The following is a 21661-nucleotide window of genomic DNA, read 5'->3' on the forward strand; positions in this document are numbered from 1 at the left end:
GCTGCCTCAGGCCTGCTTAAGATCCGCCAGCGCGGCGCGGTATTCGCTGAAGTCGCGGGCCTGGCCGCGGGGGTTCACCACGCTGTAGCGGACCCTCCCGTCACCATCAATGATGAAGGTGGCCCGCTTCGCCATGCCGCTGCCGGCGTCGAACACGCCGTAGGCATTCGCCACGGCGCCGTGGGGCCAGAAATCAGCCAGAAGGTCGAAGGTGTAGCCCTCCTGCGCCGCGTAGGCCCGGAGGCTGAACTTGCTGTCCACGGACACGGCCAGGACAACCGCATTCGAATACTCGAACATGCCCAGGTTGTCCCGGATTTCGCAAAGTTCACCGGTACAGATACCCGAAAACGCAAAGGGGTAAAAGACCAGCGCCACGTTTTGCCCCCGGAAAGAGGAGAGCTTCACCGGCTCGCCGTATTGGTTGGCCAGCTCAAAATCGGGAGCTGCGGCGCCCAGCGAAGGAACAGCTGCAGACGCGGCCTCAACCGCTGCCGTCACTTGTTCTTCCTGCTGACCAGGCGGACGGCGCTCCAGTCCTTTGAGACCCCCGCTGAGGTGGTGACATGCAGGCCCGCCGTGGGAGCAGCCTCCTGGATTTCCGCCGGCGAAACGTAGCCGTCCCGGCCCGACTTGGGGGTGAGCACCCAGACAACGCCGTTTTCGCTCAGGGTGGTGAGGGAATCCATCAGGCTGTCCACCAGGTCCCCGTCGCCGTCGCGCCACCAAAGGATGACGGCGTCCGCCACCTCATGGTCGTCCTCGTCAAGCATTTCGGACCCGGTGAGGTCCTCAATATCGTCACGCAAGTCGAAATCGACATCGTCGTCGTAACCGAACTCCTGAATCAGATCCCCATTTTTGAAACCCAATTTTTCCGCCACATTTACCGAAGTGGCGGCGTCGGCCTCGCTCACGTGTTCCTCCAATACCTCATATATGCGGTGTGCATAGTGATTTCCATTACTCCCAAGCCAACACCCTTTGTGCCTGCGCTTCAAGCTGCCGCCCCCTGGACTGCGCATATTCTGCGTCACATCGGGCCACAGCGGCCCCGGCACAGGGGCTTTTCGTCACACAACCAGTATGACGAACGAAATACAACTGCAGCACCCGGACCGCAGCTACGCATCGTCTTGCCGTGACGGCTAGAGTGGCTGATGACAACTATGCCTGCGGACGACGACCTTGTGACTCCGTGCAGACATAGGAGCGCTAGGAAGCTGCCCGGCACACATGACCGGGCTGTTGTAACCGATACGTCGCACACGGCGTATATACGCCGGGCAGTCACCCTGCCTGGCCTGAGTGCGCCGATTCATGCGCGCAAAGAGAGGTTGGACGTGGCTGCAGGAGAAGATACCTCCCATATCCTCAGCGGGTTGACTAACCAGCTGCCTGATCGTGATCCGGAAGAGACTGCCGAGTGGGTTGAGTCCCTGGACGCGTTGATCAGGGAACAGGGCACCGAGCGTGCCCAATACATCATGCGGAGCCTGCTGCAGCGCGCCGGCGCGCAGAGCGTGGGTGTGCCGATGGTGACCACCACCGATTACGTGAACACGATCCCGGTGGACCAGGAAGCTGCGTTCCCGGGCAACGAGGAGTTCGAGCGCCGGTACCGGGCGTACATGCGGTGGAACGCCGCGGTCATGGTGCACCGGGCGCAGCGGCCCGATATCGGGGTCGGCGGACACATCTCCACCTACGCCGGGGCCGCGACCCTGTACGAGGTCGGCTTCAACCACTTCTTCCGCGGCAAGGACCACCCCGGCGGCGGGGACCAGGTCTTCTTCCAGGGCCACGCCTCCCCCGGCATGTACGCCCGGGCGTTCATGGAAGGACGCCTGTCCGAGGAAGACCTGGACGGGTTCCGGCAGGAAAAGTCCCGCGAGGGCCACGCCCTGTCCTCCTACCCGCACCCGCGCCTGATGCCGCAGTTCTGGGAATTCCCCACCGTGTCCATGGGCATCGGGCCGATGAACGCGATCTACCAGGCCCAGAACAACCGCTACCTGCACAACCGGGGCCTGAAAGACACCTCGGACCAGCAGGTCTGGGCGTTCCTGGGCGATGGTGAAATGGACGAGCCCGAGTCCCGGGGCCTGCTGCAGCTGGCAGCGAACGAGAACCTGGACAACCTGAACTTCGTGATCAACTGCAACCTCCAGCGCCTGGACGGCCCGGTGCGCGGCAACGGCAAGATCATGCAGGAACTCGAAGCGTTCTTCCGCGGCGCGGGCTGGAACGTGATCAAGGTCGTCTGGGGACGGGAGTGGGATGACCTGCTCACCCGCGACACCGACGGGTCCCTGGTAAAGATCATGAACGAAACCGTCGACGGCGACTACCAGACCTACAAGGCAGAGTCCGGCGGGTTCGTCCGCGAACACTTCTTCGGCAAGACCCCGCAGACCAAGGACCTCGTCGCGGACCTCACCGATGACCAGATCTGGAACCTCAAACGCGGCGGCCACGACTACCGCAAGGTCTACGCCGCATACAAGGCCGCCACCGAATTCAAGGGCAAACCCACCGTCATCCTCGCCCACACCGTCAAGGGCTACGGCCTGGGCCCGCACTTCGAGGGCCGCAACGCGACCCACCAGATGAAGAAGCTCACCCTCGATGACCTGAAGAAGTTCCGCGACCACCTGCGGATCCCGGTCACCGACGAGCAGCTGGAGAAGGACTCCTACCGGCCGCCGTACTACCACCCCGGTAACGACGCCCCGGAAATCAAGTACATGATGGAGCGCCGGGCGGCCCTGGGCGGATCCGTCCCGGAGCGCCGCGACACCCACGCCGAGATCGTGCTGCCGGAGGCCAAGTCCTACGAGGTGGCCAAGCGCGGTTCGGGCAAGCAGCAGGCCGCGACCACCATGGCGTTCGTCAGGCTCCTGAAGGACCTGATGCGGGATAAGAACTTCGGCAAGCACATCGCCCCGATCATCCCGGACGAAGCCCGCACGTTCGGCATGGACGCGTTCTTCCCGACGGCGAAGATCTACAACCCCAAGGGGCAGAACTACCTGTCGGTGGACCGGGACCTCGTCCTGGCCTACAAGGAATCCCCCGCCGGCCAGCTGATCCACCCCGGCATCAACGAAGCCGGCGCCGTGGCAGCCTTCACCGCCGCCGGAACCTCTTACGCCACCCACGGCGTACCCCTGGTCCCGGTCTACGTGTTCTACTCCATGTTCGGCTTCCAGCGCACCGGCGACGCCTTCTGGGCCGCCGGAGACCAGATGACCCGCGGCTTCATCATCGGCGCCACCGCAGGACGGACCACCCTCACCGGCGAAGGCCTCCAGCACGCCGACGGACACTCCCCCCTGCTGGCCTCCACCAACCCCGCCGTCCTCACCTACGACCCCGCCTACGGCTACGAAATCGGACACATCATGCGCTCCGGCCTGGAACGGATGTACGGTGCGGATTCGACGGACAAGAACGTCATGTACTACCTCACGGTGTACAACGAACCCATCATCCAGCCCGCAGAACCGGAGAACCTCGACGTCGAAGGCGTCATCAAGGGCATCTACCTGCTCGCCCCGGCCAAGATCGACGGTCCCCGCACCCAGATCCTTGCCTCCGGCGTCTCCGTGCCCTGGGCCATCGAAGCCCAGCGCGTGCTGGCTGATGACTGGAACGTCTCCGCCGACGTCTGGTCCGTGACCTCCTGGAACGAACTGCGCCGCGACGGCCTCGCCGCCGAAGAGGAAGCCTTCCTCAACCCCGGCCAACCCGCCCGCGTCCCGTTCGTCACCCAGCAACTCGAAGGCGCCACCGGCCCCATCGTCGCCGTCTCCGACTACATGAAAGCCGTCCCCGACCAGATCCGGCAATTCGTCCCCAACGAATACGCCACCCTCGGCGCCGACGGCTTCGGCTTCTCCGACACCCGCGCAGCAGCCCGCCGCTTCTTCAAGAACGACACCCACTCCATCGTGGTCCGTGCCCTTGAAATGCTGGCGCGCCGCGGCGAGGTGGATGTCGACGCCCCGGTGAAGGCGATCGAGAAGTACAAGCTGCTCAACGTCAACGCCGGCACCACCGGCAACGCCGGAGGCGAAGCCTAGCCTTCCGGCTGGACATCGGAACCAGCAGCGCTACACGACGGCGGCCCTCACCCCACAAGGTGAGGGCCGCCGTCGTTCTGTCCCGGGGTAAGCCGCCGGCAGGTGACGGAGGCTGTGACGCAGCGCAAGGCGCGTTGTAGCCTTCGCACAAATGGAGCTTGCGCGGCGGTGGCCGTATGCTCAGAGAATGCCAGCACCAGCCAGCCAGTCCTCGAAGCGGAAACCCTCGCCGCCGAAGGTCACGCCGGAGAAGTCCGAAACCCTAAAGCAGCTCCGCGCCAACGTGGGCCAGCTGTCCACCACCACCATGCGCAAGCTCGAGCAGTCCCTCCCCTGGTACAGCCGGCTCAGTGCAGACGAGCGTTCCGCACTCGGGATGGTGGCGCAAAACGGTATTGCAGCCTTTGTCACCTGGTACGAACGGCCCAGCTCACCGTCGTGGATCCTGACCGACGTTTTCGGGACGGCACCTACGGAGCTGACCCGTTCCATCAGCCTGCAGAAAGCGCTGCAGCTGATCAGGATCGTGGTGGAGGTGGTGGAGGACCAGGTTCCCGTCATTGCGCCCGAGGCCGACCAGCCATCCCTGCGGGAGGCCGTGCTGCGCTATTCGCGGGAAGTCGCATTCGCTGCCGCGGACGTCTACGCCCGCGCCGCCGAGTCCCGCGGCTCCTGGGACACCCGGCTGGAAGCTTTGATTGTGGATGCGATCCTGCGCGGCGAAAACACGGACGCCCTGCGCTCCCGTATCGCCGCGCTGGGCTGGAAGGCGCAGGAGCGCTTCACCGTCATGGTGGGCAACTCCCCGTCTGAGCCCAGCGCCAGCTATGTCAGTGAACTGCGTCGGATGGCCGGCCGTTATGCCGAGGACGCGCTGGTGGGCATCCAGGGCGACCGGCTGATCCTCATCCTCGGCGGGGTGCAGGACCGCGAAACCGCCTATGTGAAGCTGAGCGACATGTTCGCCCCCGGGCCGGTGGTCTATGGACCCGAGGCCAGTTCGCTGCTGGAGGCCAGCGGATCCGCCCAATCCGCCTTCGCCGGATTGACGGCAGCCCGGGCGTGGCCGTCTGCGCCGCGTCCGGTGGCCGCGGACGACCTGTTGCCGGAGCGGGTGATTTCCGGGGATGACGCTGCCCGGCGCTCACTCGTTAAGAACATCTACCGGCCGCTCCTGGCCGCCTCCAACGGGCTGGTGGAAACCCTGGGAACCTACCTGGAACTGGGCCACTCGCTGGAGGCCACGGCCCGGGAACTCTTCGTCCATGCCAACACGGTGCGCTACCGGCTGAAGCGGGTCTGCGATGTTACAGGCTGGGACCCGCTGCTGCCGCGGGAGGCATTCGTGCTGCAGGCAGCACTGGTGGTGGGCCGCCTTTCGGCGCCGCCGAAGGCCGCCACGGAGCGCCAGGCGTCCCGGAACCAGGCCTGAGGCATTGTAGACTTCCTACAACCTGACCCCGTGAGCTTGGTGCGGAGAAACACCGCTGGATCACACAGTAATTTGGAAAGCTGGTTACGTGCTTGCAATAGTCTGCCCTGGACAGGGCTCACAGACCCCGGGTTTTCTTGCCCCCTGGCTGGAACTTCCCTCGGTGGCAGGCCAGCTGGCCTCCCTGAGTGACATCGCAGGCATCGACCTGATAGCCCACGGAACCACCTCCGATGAGGAAACCATCAAGGACACTGCCGTGGCGCAGCCCCTGATCGTTGCTGCCGGGCTTGTCGCCGCGGCTTCCCTCTTCGACGTGGAACTCAACTCCCTCCCGGTGATCCTCGCCGGCCATTCCGTGGGTGAGATCACCGCAGCAGCCCTGGCCGGTGTGCTGACCGAACAGGAAGCCATGACGTTCGTCCGTGAACGGGCCAACAGCATGGCCGCCGCGGCAGCCGTCACCCCCACCGGCATGAGCGCCGTCGTCGGCGGCGACCCCGCCGAGGTGCTGGCCGCCATTGAAGCCGCCGGCGCTGCCCCCGCCAACGTCAACGGTGCCGGCCAGACGGTGGCGGCAGGAACCTTCGAACAGCTGAAGGCCCTTGCCGACAACCCTCCGGCCAAAGCCCGGGTCATCCCGCTCAAGGTGGCCGGCGCGTTCCACACCAGCCACATGTCGCCCGCCGTCGATGCGCTCAAGGCGCTGGAACCCACCTTGAACCCGGTTGCCCCCAAGGTGCCCCTCCTGTCGAATTACGACGGCGGCGAAGTCACCGACGGTGGTGCCGCCGTCGCAAGCCTGATCGCCCAGGTTTCCCGGCCGGTCCGCTGGGACCTGTGCATGGAAACCATGGTGAAGCGCGGTGTTACCGGCGTGATCGAACTCGCGCCTGCCGGCACGCTGGCGGGCCTGGCCAAGCGCGGCATGCCCGGCGTCAAGACCGTTGCCGTCAAAACCCCCGATGACCTGTCCGCCGCACTGGCGCTCTTCGCAGAACTGGAGGGCAACGCATGAGCGTTCCCACGCTGAAACAGGCTCCCATCCAGGAGCACACCCGCATCCTCGGCCTCGGCGCCTACCGGCCGGACGTCATCGTCACCAACGAAGATGTTTGCCAGTGGATTGATTCCTCCGACGAATGGATCCGCCAGCGCACGGGCATCGTGACCCGCCACCGTGCCGCGGCCGACGTCAGCGTGATCGATATGGCCGAAGGCGCAGCCCGTGAAGCCATGGCGAAGGCAGGCATTGAAGCCTCTGAACTCGGTGCAGTCATTGTGTCCACCGTGACCCACCCCTACGCCACTCCCTCCGCCGCGGCCAGCCTGGCCGACCGCATCGGTGCCACTCCGGCCCCTGCCTTCGATATCTCCGCTGCGTGCGCCGGTTACTGCTACGGCATTGCCCAGGCCGACGCGCTGGTCCGGTCCGGCACCGCGAAGTACGTCCTCGTGGTCGGTGCGGAGAAGCTCTCCGACGTCATCGACAACCGGGAACGCACCATCTCCTTCCTCCTCGGCGACGGCGCGGGCGCCGTCGTCATAGGCCCTTCCGACACGCCGGGCATTGCCCCGTCCGTGTGGGGCTCGGACGGCAGCAGGTGGGACGCCATCGGCATGACGCGCTCCATGCTTGACGTCCGCGACCTCGGCCTGGCTGCCCGCCAGTCGGACTCCACGGGCGATCTCGCACTGCTGGAAGAAGCCCAGGAGCTGTACCCCACCCTTCGCCAGGACGGACAGACCGTGTTCCGCTGGGCCGTGTGGGAGATGGCCAAAGTGGCCCAGCAGGCACTCGATGCCGCCGGGATCCAGGCGGAAGACCTGGTGGCCTTCATCCCCCACCAGGCCAACATGCGCATCATCGACGAGATGGTGAAGAAGCTGAAGCTGCCCGAGACGGTTACAGTGGCACGGGACATTGCCGAGGCCGGCAACACGTCCGCTGCCTCCATCCCGCTCGCAACCCACCGGCTCCTGCAGGAGAACCCCGGACTGAGCGGCGGGCTGGCCCTGCAGATCGGTTTCGGTGCCGGACTGGTCTTCGGCGCACAGGTAGTTGTCCTTCCCTAGATACGCCCAAGGGTCGCAACCGCGGCCCGGACCGTTTCCGGCAGCCCCTGCCGGCAATACAAGAAAAGGAGCCACCAATGGCTAGCAACGAAGAGATCCTGGCCGGCTTGGCTGAAATCGTCAACGAAGAAACCGGCCTGGCCCCGGAGGCCGTCGAGCTGGACAAGTCCTTCACCGAGGACCTGGACATCGACTCCATCTCCATGATGACCATCGTGGTCAACGCTGAAGAGAAGTTCGGCGTGCGCATCCCCGACGAAGAGGTCAAGAACCTCAAGACCGTTGGCGACGCCGTCAGCTTCATTGCCGGAGCACAGGCCTAATAACAGGCTTTCCGCCGTCTCACGGCTTGGCAGGGCTGCCGGTCCGGACTGACCGGACCGGCAGCCCGCCGCATTTATCCGGGCAGAACCCCGACCGGGACTGGCCGATCATCAACATGTGCGGGACCCTGCGACAGGCGCAGACGGACTCCCCACCGACGAAAGAGTGATCCCATGACGCGCAAAGTAGTCATTACCGGTCTGGGTGCCACCACGCCCATCGGCGGCGATGTACCCACGATGTGGAACAACGCCCTTAAAGGGGTCTCCGGTGCCCGCACCCTCGAGGACGACTGGGTAGCCAAGTACGAGCTCCCCGTCCACTTCGCCGCCCGCTGCAGCACCCCGGCACTGGACGTGCTCAGCCGTGTTGAAGCAAAGCGGATGGACCCCTCCACCCAGTTCGGCGTCATCGCTGCCCGGGAAGCCTGGGCCGATTCCGGCATCACGGAAATCGACCAGGACCGGCTGGCAGTCGCCTTCGCCACCGGCATTGGTGGCGTCTGGACCCTCCTGGACGCCTGGGACACCCTGAAGGAAAAGGGCCCCCGCCGGGTCCTGCCCATGACCGTCCCCATGCTGATGCCCAACGGCGTTGCCGCAGCCGTCAGCCTGGACCTCGGCGCCCGCGCCGGCGCCCACACCCCCGTCTCCGCTTGCGCTTCCGGGACGGAGGCCATGCACCTGGGCCTGGAACTCATCCGCTCGGGCAAGGCAGACGTGGTGATGTGCGGTGGAGCAGAAGCCGCCATTCACCCCATGCCGCTGGCGGCCTTCGCCTCCATGCAGGCACTCTCCCGCCGGAACGACGATCCGCAGCGCGCCTCCCGCCCGTACGACACCGCACGTGACGGCTTTGTCATGGGCGAAGGTGCCGGCGCCCTTGTCCTCGAAGCCGAGGAGCACGCCCTGGCGCGCGGCGCCCGCATTTACGCCGAACTTGCCGGCACGTCCGTCACCGCCGACGCCTACCACATCACCGCACCGGACCCCGAAGGTCTGGGTGCCACCCGTGCACTCAAGGCTGCCATGTTTGATGGCCGCATCCAGGCTGAAGACGTGGTTCACGTCAACGCCCACGCAACCTCCACTCCTGTTGGTGACAAGCCGGAGTACACGGCCCTGCGTGCCGCCTTGGGCAACCACGTGGACAATGTGGCCGTTTCCGCCACCAAGTCGCAGATGGGCCACCTCCTGGGCGCGTCCGGCGCGGTGGAGGCTGTCCTCACCGTGCTGGCCGTCCATGAGCGCAAGGCACCGGTCACCATCAACCTTGAGAACCAGGATCCGGAGATCCCGCTCGACGTTGTCACCTCCGCCCGCGACCTGCCTGCCGGCAATATCGTGGCGCTGAGCAACTCGTTTGGGTTCGGCGGCCACAACGCCGTCGTGGCAATCCGCAGCGTCTAGGCATTGCCGGGGAAGCGCCCCGGAAACGCAAGGGAGGCCCCGCCAACTGGCGGGGCCTCCCTTTTTTGCTATGGAAGTGTTGCAGTACCCCAGGTCACCGGGGACGGACGACGGCGGTCAGCCCACCTGGTGGAGCCAGCGCACCGGGGCGCCTTCGGCAGCGTGGCGGAACGGTTCGAGTTCCTCGTCCCAGGCTTCCCCGAGGGCCAGCGAGAGTTCGTGGTACACCGCAGCCGGGTCCCCGGCGCCGGACTCATAGGCGTAACGGATCCGGTCCTCGGACACCATGATGTTGCCGTGGACGTCCGTCACGGCATGGAAAATCCCCAGTTCGGGAGTGTGCGACCAGCGGCCGCCGTCCACGCCCTGGCTCGGCTCCTCCGTCACCTCATACCGAAGATGCGCCCAGCCACGGAGGCAGGACGCCAGTTTGGCTCCCGTGCCGGGGGTACCGGTCCAGGACAACTCGGCCCGGAACATGCCGGGCGCGGCAGGCTGCGGGGTCCACTCAAGGTCCGTCCGCTTGTCCACCACAGCGCCAACCGCCCACTCAACGTGGGGGCACAGCGCCGTAGGGGCCGAGTGAACGAACAGCACACCGCGGGTCATTGCAACAGACATTCCATCCTCCATAGCTATAGGTACGTCTTCCCCAACGACCTCTGCCTGGATGGAACTGCCGTGCCCTGCTCTGCGGCGGTGGTTCCCTGCGCGTATTCAGATGTATCACATAAAGCTGAGTCCGGACTTGCCGCGCCGCACAAAGCTCAGGGAGCTTCAAGCGACACTTGAAAGTTGCCGGACGTGACTCTTATTGTGCCGTACCCCGCAGAATTACGCCAGTGCGATTAGCCACACCGGATCAGGCCCTTGGATGCGCCTGCTGATAGCTCTTCCGAAGGCGGTCAACCGAGACGTGGGTGTAAATCTGGGTGGTCGCCAGGCTGCTGTGGCCCAGGATCTCCTGCACCGCGCGCAGGTCCGCGCCCCCATCAAGCAGATGCGTGGCGGCCGAGTGCCGCAGCGCGTGGGGCCCGGACGCCGAGGTGTCGCCCAGTGCCGCGAACAGCGTGTTGACCAGGGCACGGACCTGCCGTTGATCAATGCGGCCGCCGCGGGCTCCAAGAAAAAGGGCAGGCCCGCTGTTGCCTTTCGCCAGCGCCGGACGCCCCCGCCGAAGCCAGTCGTCGACCGCCACGGCAGCGGGAACGCCGAAGGGAACTGTGCGTTCCTTGTTGCCCTTGCCGATCACGCGGAGCGTGCGCCGGTCAGGGTCAAGATCGTCGACATCGAGCCCGGCCAGTTCGCCCACCCGGATGCCCGTGGCGTACAGGAGTTCCACCAGGGCGCGGTTTCTGACAGCGAGTGGCTCACCGTCCGTGGCGGAGGCCTCCAGACCATCCAGCAGGCGCGTGAGCTGCGGCGCCTGAAGCACCCCCGGCAGGGATCCTTCCCGTTTGGGTGCCTTCAGGCGAAGGGCGGGATCTGTGTCGATGAGCTCTTCCCGGAGTGCCCAAGCTGTAAAGACCCGCGCCGTGGCGGACCGGCGGGCAAGGGTCGCCCGCGAGGCGCCCGCAGAGCTTTGGCTTCCGAGCCACCGGCGGAACGTTCCCAGTTCAAGGTCCTTCAGTTCTGCCACGCCTTCCGATGCCGCATGGACCAGGAGGCTGTGCAGGTCGCCCAGGTAGGCGCGCCTGGTGTGGCCTGACACCGCACGCTCCCCCGACAGGTAGCCGGCGAACGCGTCCAGTGCCTTGCCGAGTGCCCCGGGCAGTTCTTCATGTTCCACTCCTCTACTTTCCCAGTTGCGGGCCCTGCACCGTGCGCGGACACGGCTATCCTTTGCCGCGTTTCCAGCCTCCCCGCTCCGACACGGCCAGGCCCAGCAGCCCCAGCCTGCCAAGTCCGGCCCGCACCGAGTCCTGTCCCAGGCCGGCCACGGCGGAGAGCTTTTCCACGGATGTGGTGGAGCGAAGCGGCAGTGCGTCCAGCAGGATCAAGTCCTCCAGGGTCAGGCCGTCCTGGACTGCCGCTTCCGTAGTCCGTTGCCCTGGCAGGGCAGTTCCGCTGGGCGAGGCAAGTTCAGCCACCTCCGCCGCATCGGTGACGCAGACCGCCCCTCCGTCCCGCAGAAGACGGTGGCAGCCGGCGGAGTTGGCGCTGTGGACTGATCCGGGAACGGCACCAACCGCACGGCCCAGGGTCTCGGCGTGGTGGGCCGTATTAAGAGCTCCCGAACGCCAGCGGGCCTCGACCACCACCGTCACCGCGGAGAGGGCGGCAATCAGCCTGTTCCGCTGCAGGAACCGGTAGCGGGTGGGGGCCGATCCCGGTGGCACCTCGGCCAGGACGGCTCCCTGGTTGGCCACGGCGCGCAGCAGGTCCTCATTGCCGGACGGATAGAACCTGTCCACTCCCCCGGCCATGACGGCGACCGTTGGTACCGCCGTGGAGCTGCCGGCGAGGGCTGCCCGGTGCGCATGGGCGTCGATGCCGTAGGCTCCTCCCGAAACGACCGTGAAGCCCCGCTGCGCCAGCGAGTAGGCCAGGTCGCCTGTGACCGCCGCTCCGTAGCTCGTGCTGTCCCGGGACCCCACCAGGGCGATGGATTTATCCAGTGCGGGCAATGGCTGTTCCTCTCCCCGCCACCAGAGGCAGATGGGCTCCTGGATGCCCAGGTCTGCGACCTGGGCCGGCCATAGTTCGTCGCCCGGGATGATGATGCGGCCGCCCAGCCGGGCCATGGTGGCAAGGTCACGTTCGGGTGCGAGGTCAGGGATCCGTGGCTGCCACCGCTTCAACGCTGCGGCAAGGCCGGCCCAACTGCCGGCCGCCGCGGTGTCCGCCAGCAATGCGGTGATTTCCCGCTCAAGGCCAGGGCCGGCCGACACCTGTCCGGTAGCGATGAGCAGGGCGTCTGTTGCCCCCGCAGTCCGAACGAGGGCAAGGCCCGCCGCGTCCTGGGGTTCCATCAGCCGTGAGAGGGCGGCCCGGGCCAGCCGTTCCTTATCAATGCTTCGCGTCTTTTCCACGACCCGTTCCTTGTCCACCCGCAGTTCCTTTGGTTCGTTCCGTTCCTGGAGGCTTGTCATGCCGCGGCCGCCGTAGCCTGCCGCAGGCCCAGTGCCTGTCCGATGTCGTTGGTGTCCGGCGTATCCCGGCGACCCAGGTCCGCCAGGGTCCAGGCGAGCCGAAGGACGCGGTCGTACCCGCGGGCGGTCAGGATGCCGCGCTCAAGGGACTGGTCCAGGATCCGGGTTGCTGCCGGCGCGAGCCGCAGGTCACCGCGGAGGATTCGCCCCGGTACCTGGGAGTTCGTCTCAAGCCCGAAGCATCGCAGGCGATCCGCCTGCCGCGCACGGGCACCCCGCACCCGGTCCGCCACGGAAGCGGTGTCCTCCTCGGCCCCTGCCTGGCCGAAGTCAGCCAGGGAAACCCGCTCCACCTGGAGCTGGATGTCCACTCGGTCCAGCAGGGGCCCGGACATTCTGGCAAGGTAGCGGCGGCGCATCACGGGAGTGCAGGTGCAGTCCAGCCCTTTGCCGGAGGCCTTGCCGCACGGGCAGGGATTAGCTGCAAGCACCAGCTGGAACCGGGCCGGGTACGCCGCAGTCCCGGCGGATCGGTGAATCACCAGTTCCCCGCTCTCCAGGGGCTGCCGCAGCGCGTCCAGGACGCGCCGCTCGTATTCCGGCGCCTCGTCCAGGAAGAGCACGCCCCGGTGCGCACGGGATGCCGCTCCAGGCCTGGGCAGGCCCGACCCGCCGCCGATGATGGCTGCAGCGGTGGCGGAGTGGTGCGGGTTCTCGAAGGGCGGCCGGCGCAGGAGCTGCACGGTGGACGACGGGAGGCCGCACAGCGAATGGATGGCCGTGACCTCCATGGACTCATGGTCGCCAAGGTCGGGTAAAAGACCGGGCAGCCGCTCCGCCAGCATCGTCTTGCCGGCGCCCGGCGGCCCGGTGAGCAGCAGATGGTGGGCACCCGCGGCGGCCACCTCCAGGGCTTTGCGGGCGTCGCCCTGGCCGGAGACATCTGCCATGTCGGGAGACGGGCCGGGAAGGGCGGGCCCGTCGCCGCCCCCATCCGCGTCATCGGGTTCGAAGTCCAGGGCAAGTTCCTGCGGATCTGCCCCGAAGTCGAGGGCGAGCCGGGCAAGCGTGCGGTATCCACGCACCACGGCACCCGGGACAAGGGAGGCCTCGGCGAGATTGGCCTGCGCCACCACGACTTCGGGATAGCCGGCCTGCACCGACGCCATGACGGCCGGCAGGATTCCGCGCACGGGGCGGAGCCTGCCATCGAGCCCCAGTTCCGCGATGAAGACACTGCGCCCCGTGGGCTTGATGTCGTTCGCGGCCCGGAGTACGGCCATGGTGACGGCAAGGTCGAAGCCGGAACCGCGCTTGGGAAGTGAGGCGGGAATGAGGTTGGCGGTGATCTTCCGGCGGCTGAGCGGGATCCCGGAGTTCTTGGCGGCTGAGCGGATGCGCTCCTTGGCCTCGTTGAGGGAGGCATCCGGCAATCCCAGGAGGACGAAAGCGGGCAGCGTCTGGCCGATGTCCGCTTCCACCTCAACCATGTAGCCATTGAGCCCTACGAGGGCGACGGAATAGGTCCGGCCCAGCGCCATCACCCCACCCCCTTGAGGTGTTCCACCAGGGGTTCCCCGCCGCCGTCGTCCAGCACCGCCACAACGTCCACACGCCGCAGCGGCATCCGCAGCTCGCGGTCGCGGCACCACGCGGCGCCAAGCCGGTGCAGCCGCGCCAGTTTTTCCGGACCCACCGCCTCAAACGGGTGGCCGTAATCCAGGGAGCGGCGGGTTTTGACTTCAGCGATGACCAGCGCGTCACCGTCCAGGGCAACGATGTCGATCTCGCCCCCGGCGCACCTCCAGTTGCGCTCCACCACCAGCATGCCCAGCGATTCAAGGTACCCCACGGCGAGGTCTTCGCCGTGCCTGCCCAACAGGTCTTTCGATTTCATTTCTACCTCCGCAACCAGCCTGGCGGCGGAGGCAAGCGGAGAACAGAAGGCCCCTGTCCTATGTGGACAGGGGCCGGTGTGGAGGGAAAGTCGGGAATTCCGGGGTGTCTAGTTCCCCAGGTCCACGTCCTTGGGCAACGCCAGGTCCTCGTTGCGGGGCAGTTCCTCGACGTTGACGTCCTTGAACGTCAGGACCCTGACGCTCTTGACGAAGCGGGCTGAACGGTAGACGTCCCAGACCCAGGCGTCCTGCAGGGTCAGGTCGAAGTAGACCTCGCCGTCAGCGCTGCGGGCCTGGAGGTCAACGTGGTTGGCCAGGTAGAAGCGCCGCTCGGTCTCGACAACGTAGCTGAACAGACCGACCACGTCGCGGTATTCACGATAGAGCTGAAGCTCCATGTCGGTTTCATAGTTCTCAAGATCCTCAGCACTCATGCTTCCATCTTGCACCATGTCCGGCACGGCTGGCGCCGGGCGGCGGGAGTCAGTCTCCGTAGGGCCCGTCCCCGTCGGGGACCTCCGCGGCCTGCAGTTCCCCGCCGAGGAGCCGCCAGCTGACCCGGTGGTAGGGGGTGGGTCCCGCTGCGCGAAGCACGTTCCGATGGGCTGCCGTGGCATAACCCTTGTTGATGTCCCAGCCATAGTCCGGGTACTCGGTGTGCAGTTCGCGCATCATCCGGTCCCGCTCCACCTTGGCGATGACGCTTGCGGCGGCCACGCTGAGGCACTGCATGTCGGCCTTGACCTTGGTGTGGACCGGGGCCTCGCACGCGGCCTCCAGGACGGGCTGGTCGAACAGGGACAGCTGCTCCGCCGGGGAAAGCCAGTTGTGGCTTCCATCCAGCAGGACCGCTTCCGGGACAATGCCTGAACCGAGGATGCTCCCCCAGGCCCGGGTTCCGGCCAGCCGCAGGGCCGCGATGATGCCGAGCGAATCGATCTCGCCGGCGGTGGCGTGCCCCACCGCGGATGCGACGCTCCAGCGCCGCACCAGCGGATCCAGCCGTTCCCGTTCAGCCGGGCTCAGGAGTTTGCTGTCCCGCACGCCGGCAAGCGGTTTTTGGCGCTCCAGGTCCACGACGGCGATTCCCACGCTGACAGGGCCCGCGAGGGCACCGCGGCCAACCTCGTCAACGCCTGCCAGGAACCGTATCCCCTGTGCCTTGAAGGTTCGCTCGTGCCGCAGCGTCGGCGCCTTGGCTCCGCGGGGCGCGGGCTTGGTGGCGGGACGGGACGTGGCGGCCGGGGAGGCCTGTACTGCGGAAGACATGGTCAGCGGGCCGCCGGCACGTTCTTGAAAACGTCCGGGTAGTTGTCCAGCGTCTTGATCCTGTTCAGCGGCCACGCGATGATTGCGGCCTTGCCCTCGAGGTCCTTGAGGTCGACGAATCCGCCGTCGGTCTCCATGTGCGCGCGGGAGTCCGCAGAGTGGTTCCGGTTATCACCCATCACCCACACCTTGCCCTCCGGGACGGTGACGTCAAAGTTGCGGACCTGCGGGACTTCGGCGGGATTGATGTAGGTCTCGTCGACGGAGGTCCCGTTAATGGTCAGTTTACCGCCCGCGTCACAGCAGACCACGTGGTCGCCCGGCAGTCCGATGACCCGCTTGACCAGGTGCTGCTCTGAATTGTCCGGCAGGAGGCCTACGAAGGTCAGGCCGTCCTGGACCCAGGTGAACGGGCCCTGTGCCTTGGCCGGGGCGGGACCGAGCCAGCCCTTGGTGTCACGGAACACCACAACGTCCCCGCGGCTGAGGGCAAAGGGCTCGGGGACCAGGAGGTTGACGAAGATCCGGTCATCCACGTCCAGGGTGTTCACCATGGACTCGGAGGGGATGAAGAAGGCCCGGAACAGGAAGGTCTTGATGAGGAAGGACAACACCACCGCGATGACCACCACGGTGGCAATTTCCTTCAGCCATCCCAGCAAGGGATTGCCGGCGGACTTCCCGGCAGCTTTGGACCCCTGCCGGTCCCGCCGGTGGACGGGTTCTGACGCCTCCGGACCCTCGGCGGGCGTGGAGGAAACTGGAACGGTCGGTACTTCTGAAGCGCCGTCGTGGCGGGGCTCAGGTTTCCGCGCGTGGTTCTCGGGCATTTACCGTCCGTTCTGTGTTGTCGGCCCCGGTGCGGGCGGCCGTGCTACTGGGGCAAATCTATCAAGCGGCCAGAGGATCTGGACCGGCCTGCCGATGACCCGGTCCAGCGGGACGAGTCCGCCGCCGGGGGCGCCGAGCAGGCTCCGTGAATCGGCGGACACCGAACGGTGGTCCCCCATCAGCCACAGCCTGCCTTCGGGAACCACGGTGTTGAACTTCTGCGTACTTGGCGCATCTCCCGGGAAAATGTAGGGCTCATCCAGGGCAGCCCCGTTCACGGTGACCTTTCCGCCGGCGTCGCAGCAGACCACCGTGTCACCGGGGAGGCCGATCACCCGCTTGACGTAGGTGGTGTCGCTGCCGGTCAGCCCGAGCCATTGCATGGCGGAGGCTGCGGCATCCACCAGCGGGCCCTTTCCGCTGTTCAGGGGCGCAAAGCTGCCACGCCCGTCGAAGACCACAACGTCCCCGTGCCGGATGGGGTCGGACTGGAAATCAGTGCGCGAAACCAGGATCCGGTCCCCGCCTTCCAGGAGCGGCTCCATGGACTCGGACGGAATGAAGTAGACATCCAGCCACAAAGACCTCACCAACCCGCTGATGGCGACCGCAAGGAGCAGCGCCAGAAAAACAAAACGCCAGCCCATTTTGCGGGGCTGGCGTTTTGTCTGGTGCATGGTCCGTATCCTGGCGCTGGTGCATGTGCTCCGGCGCTTGCCGGGTACGGCCGCGCTCCTGCCTGGCGGTAAGTCCGGTAAGGACTTACTTGGCGGAGCTGAAGTCGCGCTTTTCCTTGATCTTGGCGGCCTTGCCACGCAGTGCACGCATGTAGTACAGCTTGGCGCGGCGGACGTCACCCTTGGTGACAACCTCAATCTTTTCGATGATCGGGGAGTGCACCGGGAAGGTACGCTCCACGCCGACACCGAAGGAAACCTTGCGGACGGTGAAGGTTTCGCGCACGCCATCGCCCTGGCGGCCCAGGACGAAGCCCTGGAAGACCTGGACACGGGTGTTCTTGCCTTCGATGATGTTCACGTGCACCTTGAGGGTGTCACCCGCGCGGAATTCGGGAACATCGTTGCGCAGCGAGGCTGCATCGACGGAATCGAGAATATGCATAATTGCACTCCTGGTGAACGCCACAGGTCATTCACTTTGGGTCACGGCAGGCAAGTCGGGCTGCTGGAATGCAGGCCGGGTCTCGCCGCCGAAGTAAAGTCTCCGGCCGCTTCAAGGGTTGATGGGGCCGGTTGTCCGGCTGTTGGCCGCGCAACCCCCTGTGGCAGGTGCGGACCCAGCAGACACAAGGGTTAATTTTGCCACAACGGCAGGGTTACGCCAATTCCGGCGGCGCTAGTCCTGGTGCTCAGCGGCCGTCCCGGGGCGGCGGGAGAGCCTGCCGTCCACGACGTCGTAGCCAAGGTTGTGCAGTTCGGTGCGGTCGGCGCGCGGGAGGCTGCCGGCATCGAACCCTTCCAGCAGGTCCGGACGGCGCTCCGCGGTGCGGCGGTACTGTTCGTGGCGGCGCCACTGGGCGATCCGGCCGTGGTTGCCGCTGAGGAGCACCGGGGGCACTTCGCGGTCCCGCCAGACGGAGGGCTTGGTGTAGACCGGGTACTCCAGGAGCCCGTCAGAGTGGGATTCCTCCACCAGCGACTCGGGATTTCCCACCACCCCGGGCAGCAGGCGGCCAATGGCCTCCACCATGGCTAGGACGGCCACTTCCCCGCCGTTGAGGACGTAGTCGCCCAGGCTCACCGGACGGACAGTGAAGTGCTCCTGCGCCCATTCGATGACCCGCTCATCGATGCCCTCGTACCGTCCGCACGCAAAAGCGAGGTGCTGTTCCTCAGCCAGTTCGTAAGCAAGGGCCTGGGTGAACCGCTCGCCGGCGGGCGAGGGGACGATCAGCACGGGCTTGCGGTCCGGGTCCGGGCGCCCGTCGGCCACTGCCGCGAGTGCCTGAGCCCAGGGCTCGGGCTTCATGACCATGCCGGCGCCGCCGCCGTACGGGGTGTCGTCGACGGAACGGTGCTTGTCCGTGGTGAAGCTGCGCAGGTCGTGGACGTGCAGGTCCAGGATGCCGTCCTGGCGGGCCTTGCCGATCAGTGAGAGTTCGAGCGGGGCAAGGTATTCGGGGAAGATACTGACGACGTCGATCCGCATCTAGGCGTTGCCTTCGGCTTCCGGGGCGGCGGCTTCGTCCGAGTTGACGTCGAAGAGGCCGTCCGGCGGGGTGAGGAGGATGAAGCCTTCCTCGATGTTCACCTCAGGGACGATCTGCTCCACGAACGGGATGAGGATTTCGTCGCCGCCCGGGGTGGTGACCACCAACAGGTCCTGGACCGGCATGGTGTTCAGGGCTGTCACCTTGCCCACCACCTGGGACCCGACCCGTGCTTCCAGGCCGACCAGTTCGTGCTCGTACCAGCCCTCGTCGTCGTCCTCGTCCAGCTCTTCGGTTTCGATGAAGAGCTTGGCTCCGCGGAGGGTCTCGGCACGGTTCCGGTCCGCCACTTCCTCAAAACCGAGCAGCAGGATGTCCTTGTTCCAGCGCGCACTGCTCACGGTCAGGGGACCGGCCGCGGCAGGCTCGACCACGAACTCCGTTCCGGGGACAAACCTGTCCTCCGGGGCGTCGGTCAACACCTGGACGGTGACTTCCCCGCGAATGCCGTGCGGCTTGCCAATCCGTGCCACCTGTAGCTGCATCTGTTCCTCTGTTCCGCGTTCTGGTGTTTCTACTGAAAGCACTTTGTTGTGAAAGAACTCCGGCCCCTCCACCTGGTGGTGGAGGGGCCGGAGCAAAAACTGGTATTGCCGAGCGCTCAGCGGCGACGGTCGGTGTCGACGACGTCGACCCGTACCGGTTCGCCGCCGGCCAGTGCAGCCACCACGGTGCGCAAAGCGCGCGCGGTGCGGCCCTGGCGGCCAATCACCCGTCCGAGGTCGTCCTGGTGAACGCGCACCTCGAGGGTGTCCCCGCGGCGGTTGCTCTTGGAACTGACCTTGACGTCGTCCGGGGAATCAACGATTCCGCGGACCAGGTGCTCCAGCGCTTCTGCCAGCAATCTACTCAGCCTCGGTGGTCTCAGCTTCGGCGTCGGCCGGGGCCTCGGCAGCGTCAGACTTGGATGCCTTCTTGGTGATGGCTTCCGGGATGATGACCGAACCCTTTTCCGGGGCAACGAAAGCTTCCTTCTCGACCTTGGTCTTGAGGGTGCCTTCCTGGCCCGGCAGGCCCTTGAACTTCTGCCAGTCACCGGTGATCTTCAGGATCGCGGCAACCTGCTCGGACGGCTGGGCGCCGACGGACAGCCAGTACTGTGCACGCTCGGAGTTGACCTCGATGAACGAGGGCTCTTCGGTGGGGTGGTACTTGCCGATTTCCTCGATGGCGCGGCCGTCACGCTTAGTGCGTGAGTCCGCGACGACGATGCGGTAGTACGGGGCGCGCATCTTGCCGAAGCGCTTAAGGCGAATCTTTACGGCCACTTTTGTGGTCACTCCTGTTTCAGAAAAGGGGTGAACCCGGCGTTCTGCACCCGTGGGGCGGGCCATACTTGCGGGCTCGAAGGACAGGATCCGGACGCGGAGAGAGGGGCCACGCAGATCGAGTACCTGTTTATTGTGCCAGATGAGCGCTGTTATTTCGACTTGGCACTGCCGTCCGTGGCGCCGCAGGCCGCCCGAAGACTGCCTGCGGCCCGCAGGGCAGTTCCGAAAACGGGCCGGGAAGGGTCAGGCGGACCAGACGTACAGCCCGGTACGTTCGGAATCGTCGATTCCGGCAGCAAGTTCCGCCAGCTGCTGCACGTACGTCCGCGCCTGGGCGGCATCAAACGGCATGTCCTCCTGGGCGGCCCATTGCTCCGCCACGTCGTCAAGGACGTTGCCTTCGCCCTCGGTTTCATAGGTGAGCAGGTCGGCCAGAGCCCGGACCATTGCCGGCGGAACGGCAAGGAGGGAGTCGCTGGCGACATCGACCATGGTCAGCTCATAATCGGCCCCGCCGGCGTGGACGGCCGTCCCGGCAAGATCGCCGAGCTGCTCCACCTCGAAGTCGCTAATGCCCTGGATCCGCACGGCCTGGCCGGCAGCTGCGCCGTCCGCGGAGCCGCGTCCTTCATCAAGGAGGCCGGCGCGTTTCAGCGCGGCGTCATGGGTGGCGACAAAGATCTCGGTGAAGCCCATGGCTGGTGCCCTTCTTCCGTTGGCGGAGCTGCGCGCCGGGCGCTGCCTGCCGCCCGGCCGTACGGGATTAGCCTAGTAGCTGCGGGGCGGCCGGCGCACACCCGCGGGCCGCCCGCGCAGTGCGGCCCGGGGCGGGATCAATCAGCGGACGGCCACGCGGATCCGGTTCCGCCACGGGTCCTCGAACCTGAGTTCCGAACCGGTGTGGTGGGCGGGCACCCCGGCAACCTTCAGGCGGTCGGTCAGCGCCCCGACGTCGTCCCCTGACGGAACCTCGATGAGCACCTCACCCAGCCCAAGGGTGTCCTTGCGCGGACCTGCGCCGCGGCTGTTCCAGACGTTCATGGCCATGTGGTGGTGGTAGCGGCCTGCGGAGACGAACAGTGCCTGCCCGTGCCAACCCGCGGTCTTTTCGAAACCGAGCGTTCCCACATAGAAGTCGCGGGCGGTCTGCACATCGCCAACCTGGAGGTGGACGTGGCCTACGCCGGCCGCCGTCTGCCGCTGGCCTTCCAGGGACTCCTCGGTGAGGTACTGCTCAAGGTAGCGCTGCGGCGGGAGCGCCAGGCTGTCCATGACCACGTCGGTCCCGTTCCAGGACCAGTTGCTGCGGGGGCGGTCCCAGTACAGCTCGATGCCGTTGCCCTCGGGGTCGGTGAAGTAGAAGGCTTCGCTGACCAGGTGGTCGGCACTGCCCGTGAAGGCCCGCGGCTCGTACTGGGCAGCAGTGGCGACGGTCGCGGCCAGGGAGGCCTGGTCCTCGAAGAGCAGCGCGGTGTGGAACAGGCCCGCCTCTCCCCTGCCGGGAAGGTGCAGTCCGGGAGCCGGCGCAAGGTGGACCAACGGCCGGCCCAGGCGGCCAAGGTAGAGCCCGCCGTCCTGCTCTGCCACCACCTCAAGGCCCAGCGCACGCTGGTAGTAGTCGGTCATGACCTTCATGTCGCCCACCTTGAGCATCACGGTGCCCATGGCGAGGTCGGCAGGAAGAAGATCCTGGCTGCTGGCTGATGCGGTCATTGAAGGCTCCTTGCATTGGCGGCCGTCCCAT

General features: G+C 66.3%; 24 protein-coding genes. 6 read left to right on the top strand and 18 right to left on the bottom strand.

Going from position 1 to position 21661, the window contains the following annotated elements:
• Nucleotides 1-6: 6 nt before the first annotated feature.
• Both LDO22_RS05390 and LDO22_RS05395 read right to left on the bottom strand, forming a co-directional pair.
• Nucleotides 7-501, bottom strand: a complete 495-nt coding sequence (locus LDO22_RS05390) for a peroxiredoxin (protein WP_224026385.1) — start codon at nucleotides 499-501, stop codon at nucleotides 7-9.
• Complete coding sequence (locus tag LDO22_RS05395; RefSeq protein WP_141160169.1) at nucleotides 498-917, bottom strand: DUF3052 domain-containing protein; 420 nt, start codon at nucleotides 915-917, stop codon at nucleotides 498-500. The genes LDO22_RS05390 and LDO22_RS05395 overlap by 4 nt, the downstream gene beginning before the upstream one ends.
• 426 nt (nucleotides 918-1343) lie before the next feature.
• Between LDO22_RS05395 and aceE the strand changes: the two genes are divergently transcribed.
• From aceE to fabF, 6 genes are all read left to right on the top strand, one after another.
• Nucleotides 1344-4085: a pyruvate dehydrogenase (acetyl-transferring), homodimeric type gene (gene aceE, locus LDO22_RS05400; protein WP_224026386.1), complete on the top strand. Its 2742-nt coding sequence runs from the start codon at nucleotides 1344-1346 to the stop codon at nucleotides 4083-4085.
• A gap of 187 nt (nucleotides 4086-4272) precedes the next feature.
• Entirely contained in the window at nucleotides 4273-5517 is a 1245-nt protein-coding gene (locus LDO22_RS05405; protein WP_224026387.1) for a helix-turn-helix domain-containing protein, read from the top strand.
• Between the two features lie 88 nt (nucleotides 5518-5605).
• The gene (locus LDO22_RS05410; RefSeq protein ID WP_224026388.1) at nucleotides 5606-6535 is read left to right on the top strand and encodes an ACP S-malonyltransferase; all 930 of its coding nucleotides are present in this window, start codon (nucleotides 5606-5608) and stop codon (nucleotides 6533-6535) included.
• Complete coding sequence (locus tag LDO22_RS05415; RefSeq protein WP_224026389.1) at nucleotides 6532-7593, top strand: beta-ketoacyl-ACP synthase III; 1062 nt, start codon at nucleotides 6532-6534, stop codon at nucleotides 7591-7593. Before LDO22_RS05410 ends, LDO22_RS05415 begins: the two co-directional genes overlap by 4 nt.
• Before the next feature lie 77 nt (nucleotides 7594-7670).
• On the top strand, nucleotides 7671-7916 hold the full coding sequence (locus tag LDO22_RS05420; RefSeq protein WP_009359314.1) for an acyl carrier protein: 246 nt from the start codon (nucleotides 7671-7673) through the stop codon (nucleotides 7914-7916).
• A 174-nt stretch (nucleotides 7917-8090) separates the two neighbouring features.
• Nucleotides 8091-9326 (top strand): beta-ketoacyl-ACP synthase II, encoded by a 1236-nt coding sequence (gene fabF, locus LDO22_RS05425; RefSeq protein ID WP_224026390.1) that lies wholly within the window; start codon nucleotides 8091-8093, stop codon nucleotides 9324-9326.
• 117 nt (nucleotides 9327-9443) lie between these two features.
• On the opposite strand, the gene LDO22_RS05430 is transcribed toward fabF, so the two are convergent.
• From LDO22_RS05430 to LDO22_RS05505, 16 genes are all read right to left on the bottom strand, one after another.
• A complete protein-coding gene (locus tag LDO22_RS05430; RefSeq protein WP_159631751.1) occupies nucleotides 9444-9947 on the bottom strand; it encodes a DUF3145 domain-containing protein in 504 nt (167 codons plus the stop codon).
• 241 nt (nucleotides 9948-10188) lie between these two features.
• Nucleotides 10189-11115 carry a tyrosine recombinase XerC gene (locus LDO22_RS05435; protein ID WP_224026391.1) on the bottom strand — a complete coding sequence of 309 codons (927 nt, stop codon included), beginning with the start codon at nucleotides 11113-11115 and terminating at the stop codon, nucleotides 10189-10191.
• A gap of 46 nt (nucleotides 11116-11161) precedes the next feature.
• Nucleotides 11162-12298 carry a DNA-processing protein DprA gene (dprA, locus tag LDO22_RS05440; protein WP_224027167.1) on the bottom strand — a complete coding sequence of 379 codons (1137 nt, stop codon included), beginning with the start codon at nucleotides 12296-12298 and terminating at the stop codon, nucleotides 11162-11164.
• Between the two features lie 116 nt (nucleotides 12299-12414).
• Nucleotides 12415-13959 (bottom strand): YifB family Mg chelatase-like AAA ATPase, encoded by a 1545-nt coding sequence (locus LDO22_RS05445; RefSeq protein WP_224026392.1) that lies wholly within the window; start codon nucleotides 13957-13959, stop codon nucleotides 12415-12417.
• The gene (locus LDO22_RS05450) at nucleotides 13959-14315 is read right to left on the bottom strand and encodes a YraN family protein (RefSeq protein WP_159631748.1); all 357 of its coding nucleotides are present in this window, start codon (nucleotides 14313-14315) and stop codon (nucleotides 13959-13961) included. Before LDO22_RS05450 ends, LDO22_RS05445 begins: the two co-directional genes overlap by 1 nt.
• 108 nt (nucleotides 14316-14423) lie before the next feature.
• A complete protein-coding gene (locus LDO22_RS05455; RefSeq protein WP_159631747.1) occupies nucleotides 14424-14750 on the bottom strand; it encodes a DUF2469 domain-containing protein in 327 nt (108 codons plus the stop codon).
• Between the two features lie 49 nt (nucleotides 14751-14799).
• Complete coding sequence (locus tag LDO22_RS05460) at nucleotides 14800-15585, bottom strand: ribonuclease HII (RefSeq protein WP_224026393.1); 786 nt, start codon at nucleotides 15583-15585, stop codon at nucleotides 14800-14802.
• A 2-nt stretch (nucleotides 15586-15587) separates the two neighbouring features.
• Entirely contained in the window at nucleotides 15588-16415 is an 828-nt protein-coding gene (gene lepB, locus LDO22_RS05465) for a signal peptidase I (protein WP_224026394.1), read from the bottom strand.
• Complete coding sequence (gene lepB, locus LDO22_RS05470; protein WP_159631744.1) at nucleotides 16416-17093, bottom strand: signal peptidase I; 678 nt, start codon at nucleotides 17091-17093, stop codon at nucleotides 16416-16418.
• Nucleotides 17094-17178: 85 nt separating this feature from the next.
• Nucleotides 17179-17538 carry a 50S ribosomal protein L19 gene (gene rplS, locus LDO22_RS05475; protein WP_018768283.1) on the bottom strand — a complete coding sequence of 120 codons (360 nt, stop codon included), beginning with the start codon at nucleotides 17536-17538 and terminating at the stop codon, nucleotides 17179-17181.
• A 234-nt stretch (nucleotides 17539-17772) separates the two neighbouring features.
• Nucleotides 17773-18585: a tRNA (guanosine(37)-N1)-methyltransferase TrmD gene (gene trmD / locus LDO22_RS05480; protein WP_224026395.1), complete on the bottom strand. Its 813-nt coding sequence runs from the start codon at nucleotides 18583-18585 to the stop codon at nucleotides 17773-17775.
• Nucleotides 18586-19131: a ribosome maturation factor RimM gene (gene rimM / locus LDO22_RS05485; protein ID WP_201302412.1), complete on the bottom strand. Its 546-nt coding sequence runs from the start codon at nucleotides 19129-19131 to the stop codon at nucleotides 18586-18588.
• Between the two features lie 116 nt (nucleotides 19132-19247).
• Nucleotides 19248-19490: an RNA-binding protein gene (locus tag LDO22_RS05490; RefSeq protein ID WP_013601399.1), complete on the bottom strand. Its 243-nt coding sequence runs from the start codon at nucleotides 19488-19490 to the stop codon at nucleotides 19248-19250.
• A 1-nt stretch (nucleotide 19491) separates the two neighbouring features.
• Nucleotides 19492-19914, bottom strand: a complete 423-nt coding sequence (rpsP, locus tag LDO22_RS05495) for a 30S ribosomal protein S16 (RefSeq protein ID WP_043453174.1) — start codon at nucleotides 19912-19914, stop codon at nucleotides 19492-19494.
• 246 nt (nucleotides 19915-20160) lie between these two features.
• Nucleotides 20161-20613, bottom strand: coding sequence for a hypothetical protein (locus LDO22_RS05500; RefSeq protein WP_224026396.1), 453 nt, complete (start codon nucleotides 20611-20613; stop codon nucleotides 20161-20163).
• Between the two features lie 141 nt (nucleotides 20614-20754).
• Nucleotides 20755-21630 carry a VOC family protein gene (locus LDO22_RS05505; RefSeq protein WP_141160153.1) on the bottom strand — a complete coding sequence of 292 codons (876 nt, stop codon included), beginning with the start codon at nucleotides 21628-21630 and terminating at the stop codon, nucleotides 20755-20757.
• Between the last annotated feature and the right edge of the window lie 31 nt (nucleotides 21631-21661).

This window comes from Arthrobacter sp. NicSoilC5 (assembly GCF_019977395.1).
Lineage (GTDB): Bacteria > Actinomycetota > Actinomycetes > Actinomycetales > Micrococcaceae > Arthrobacter.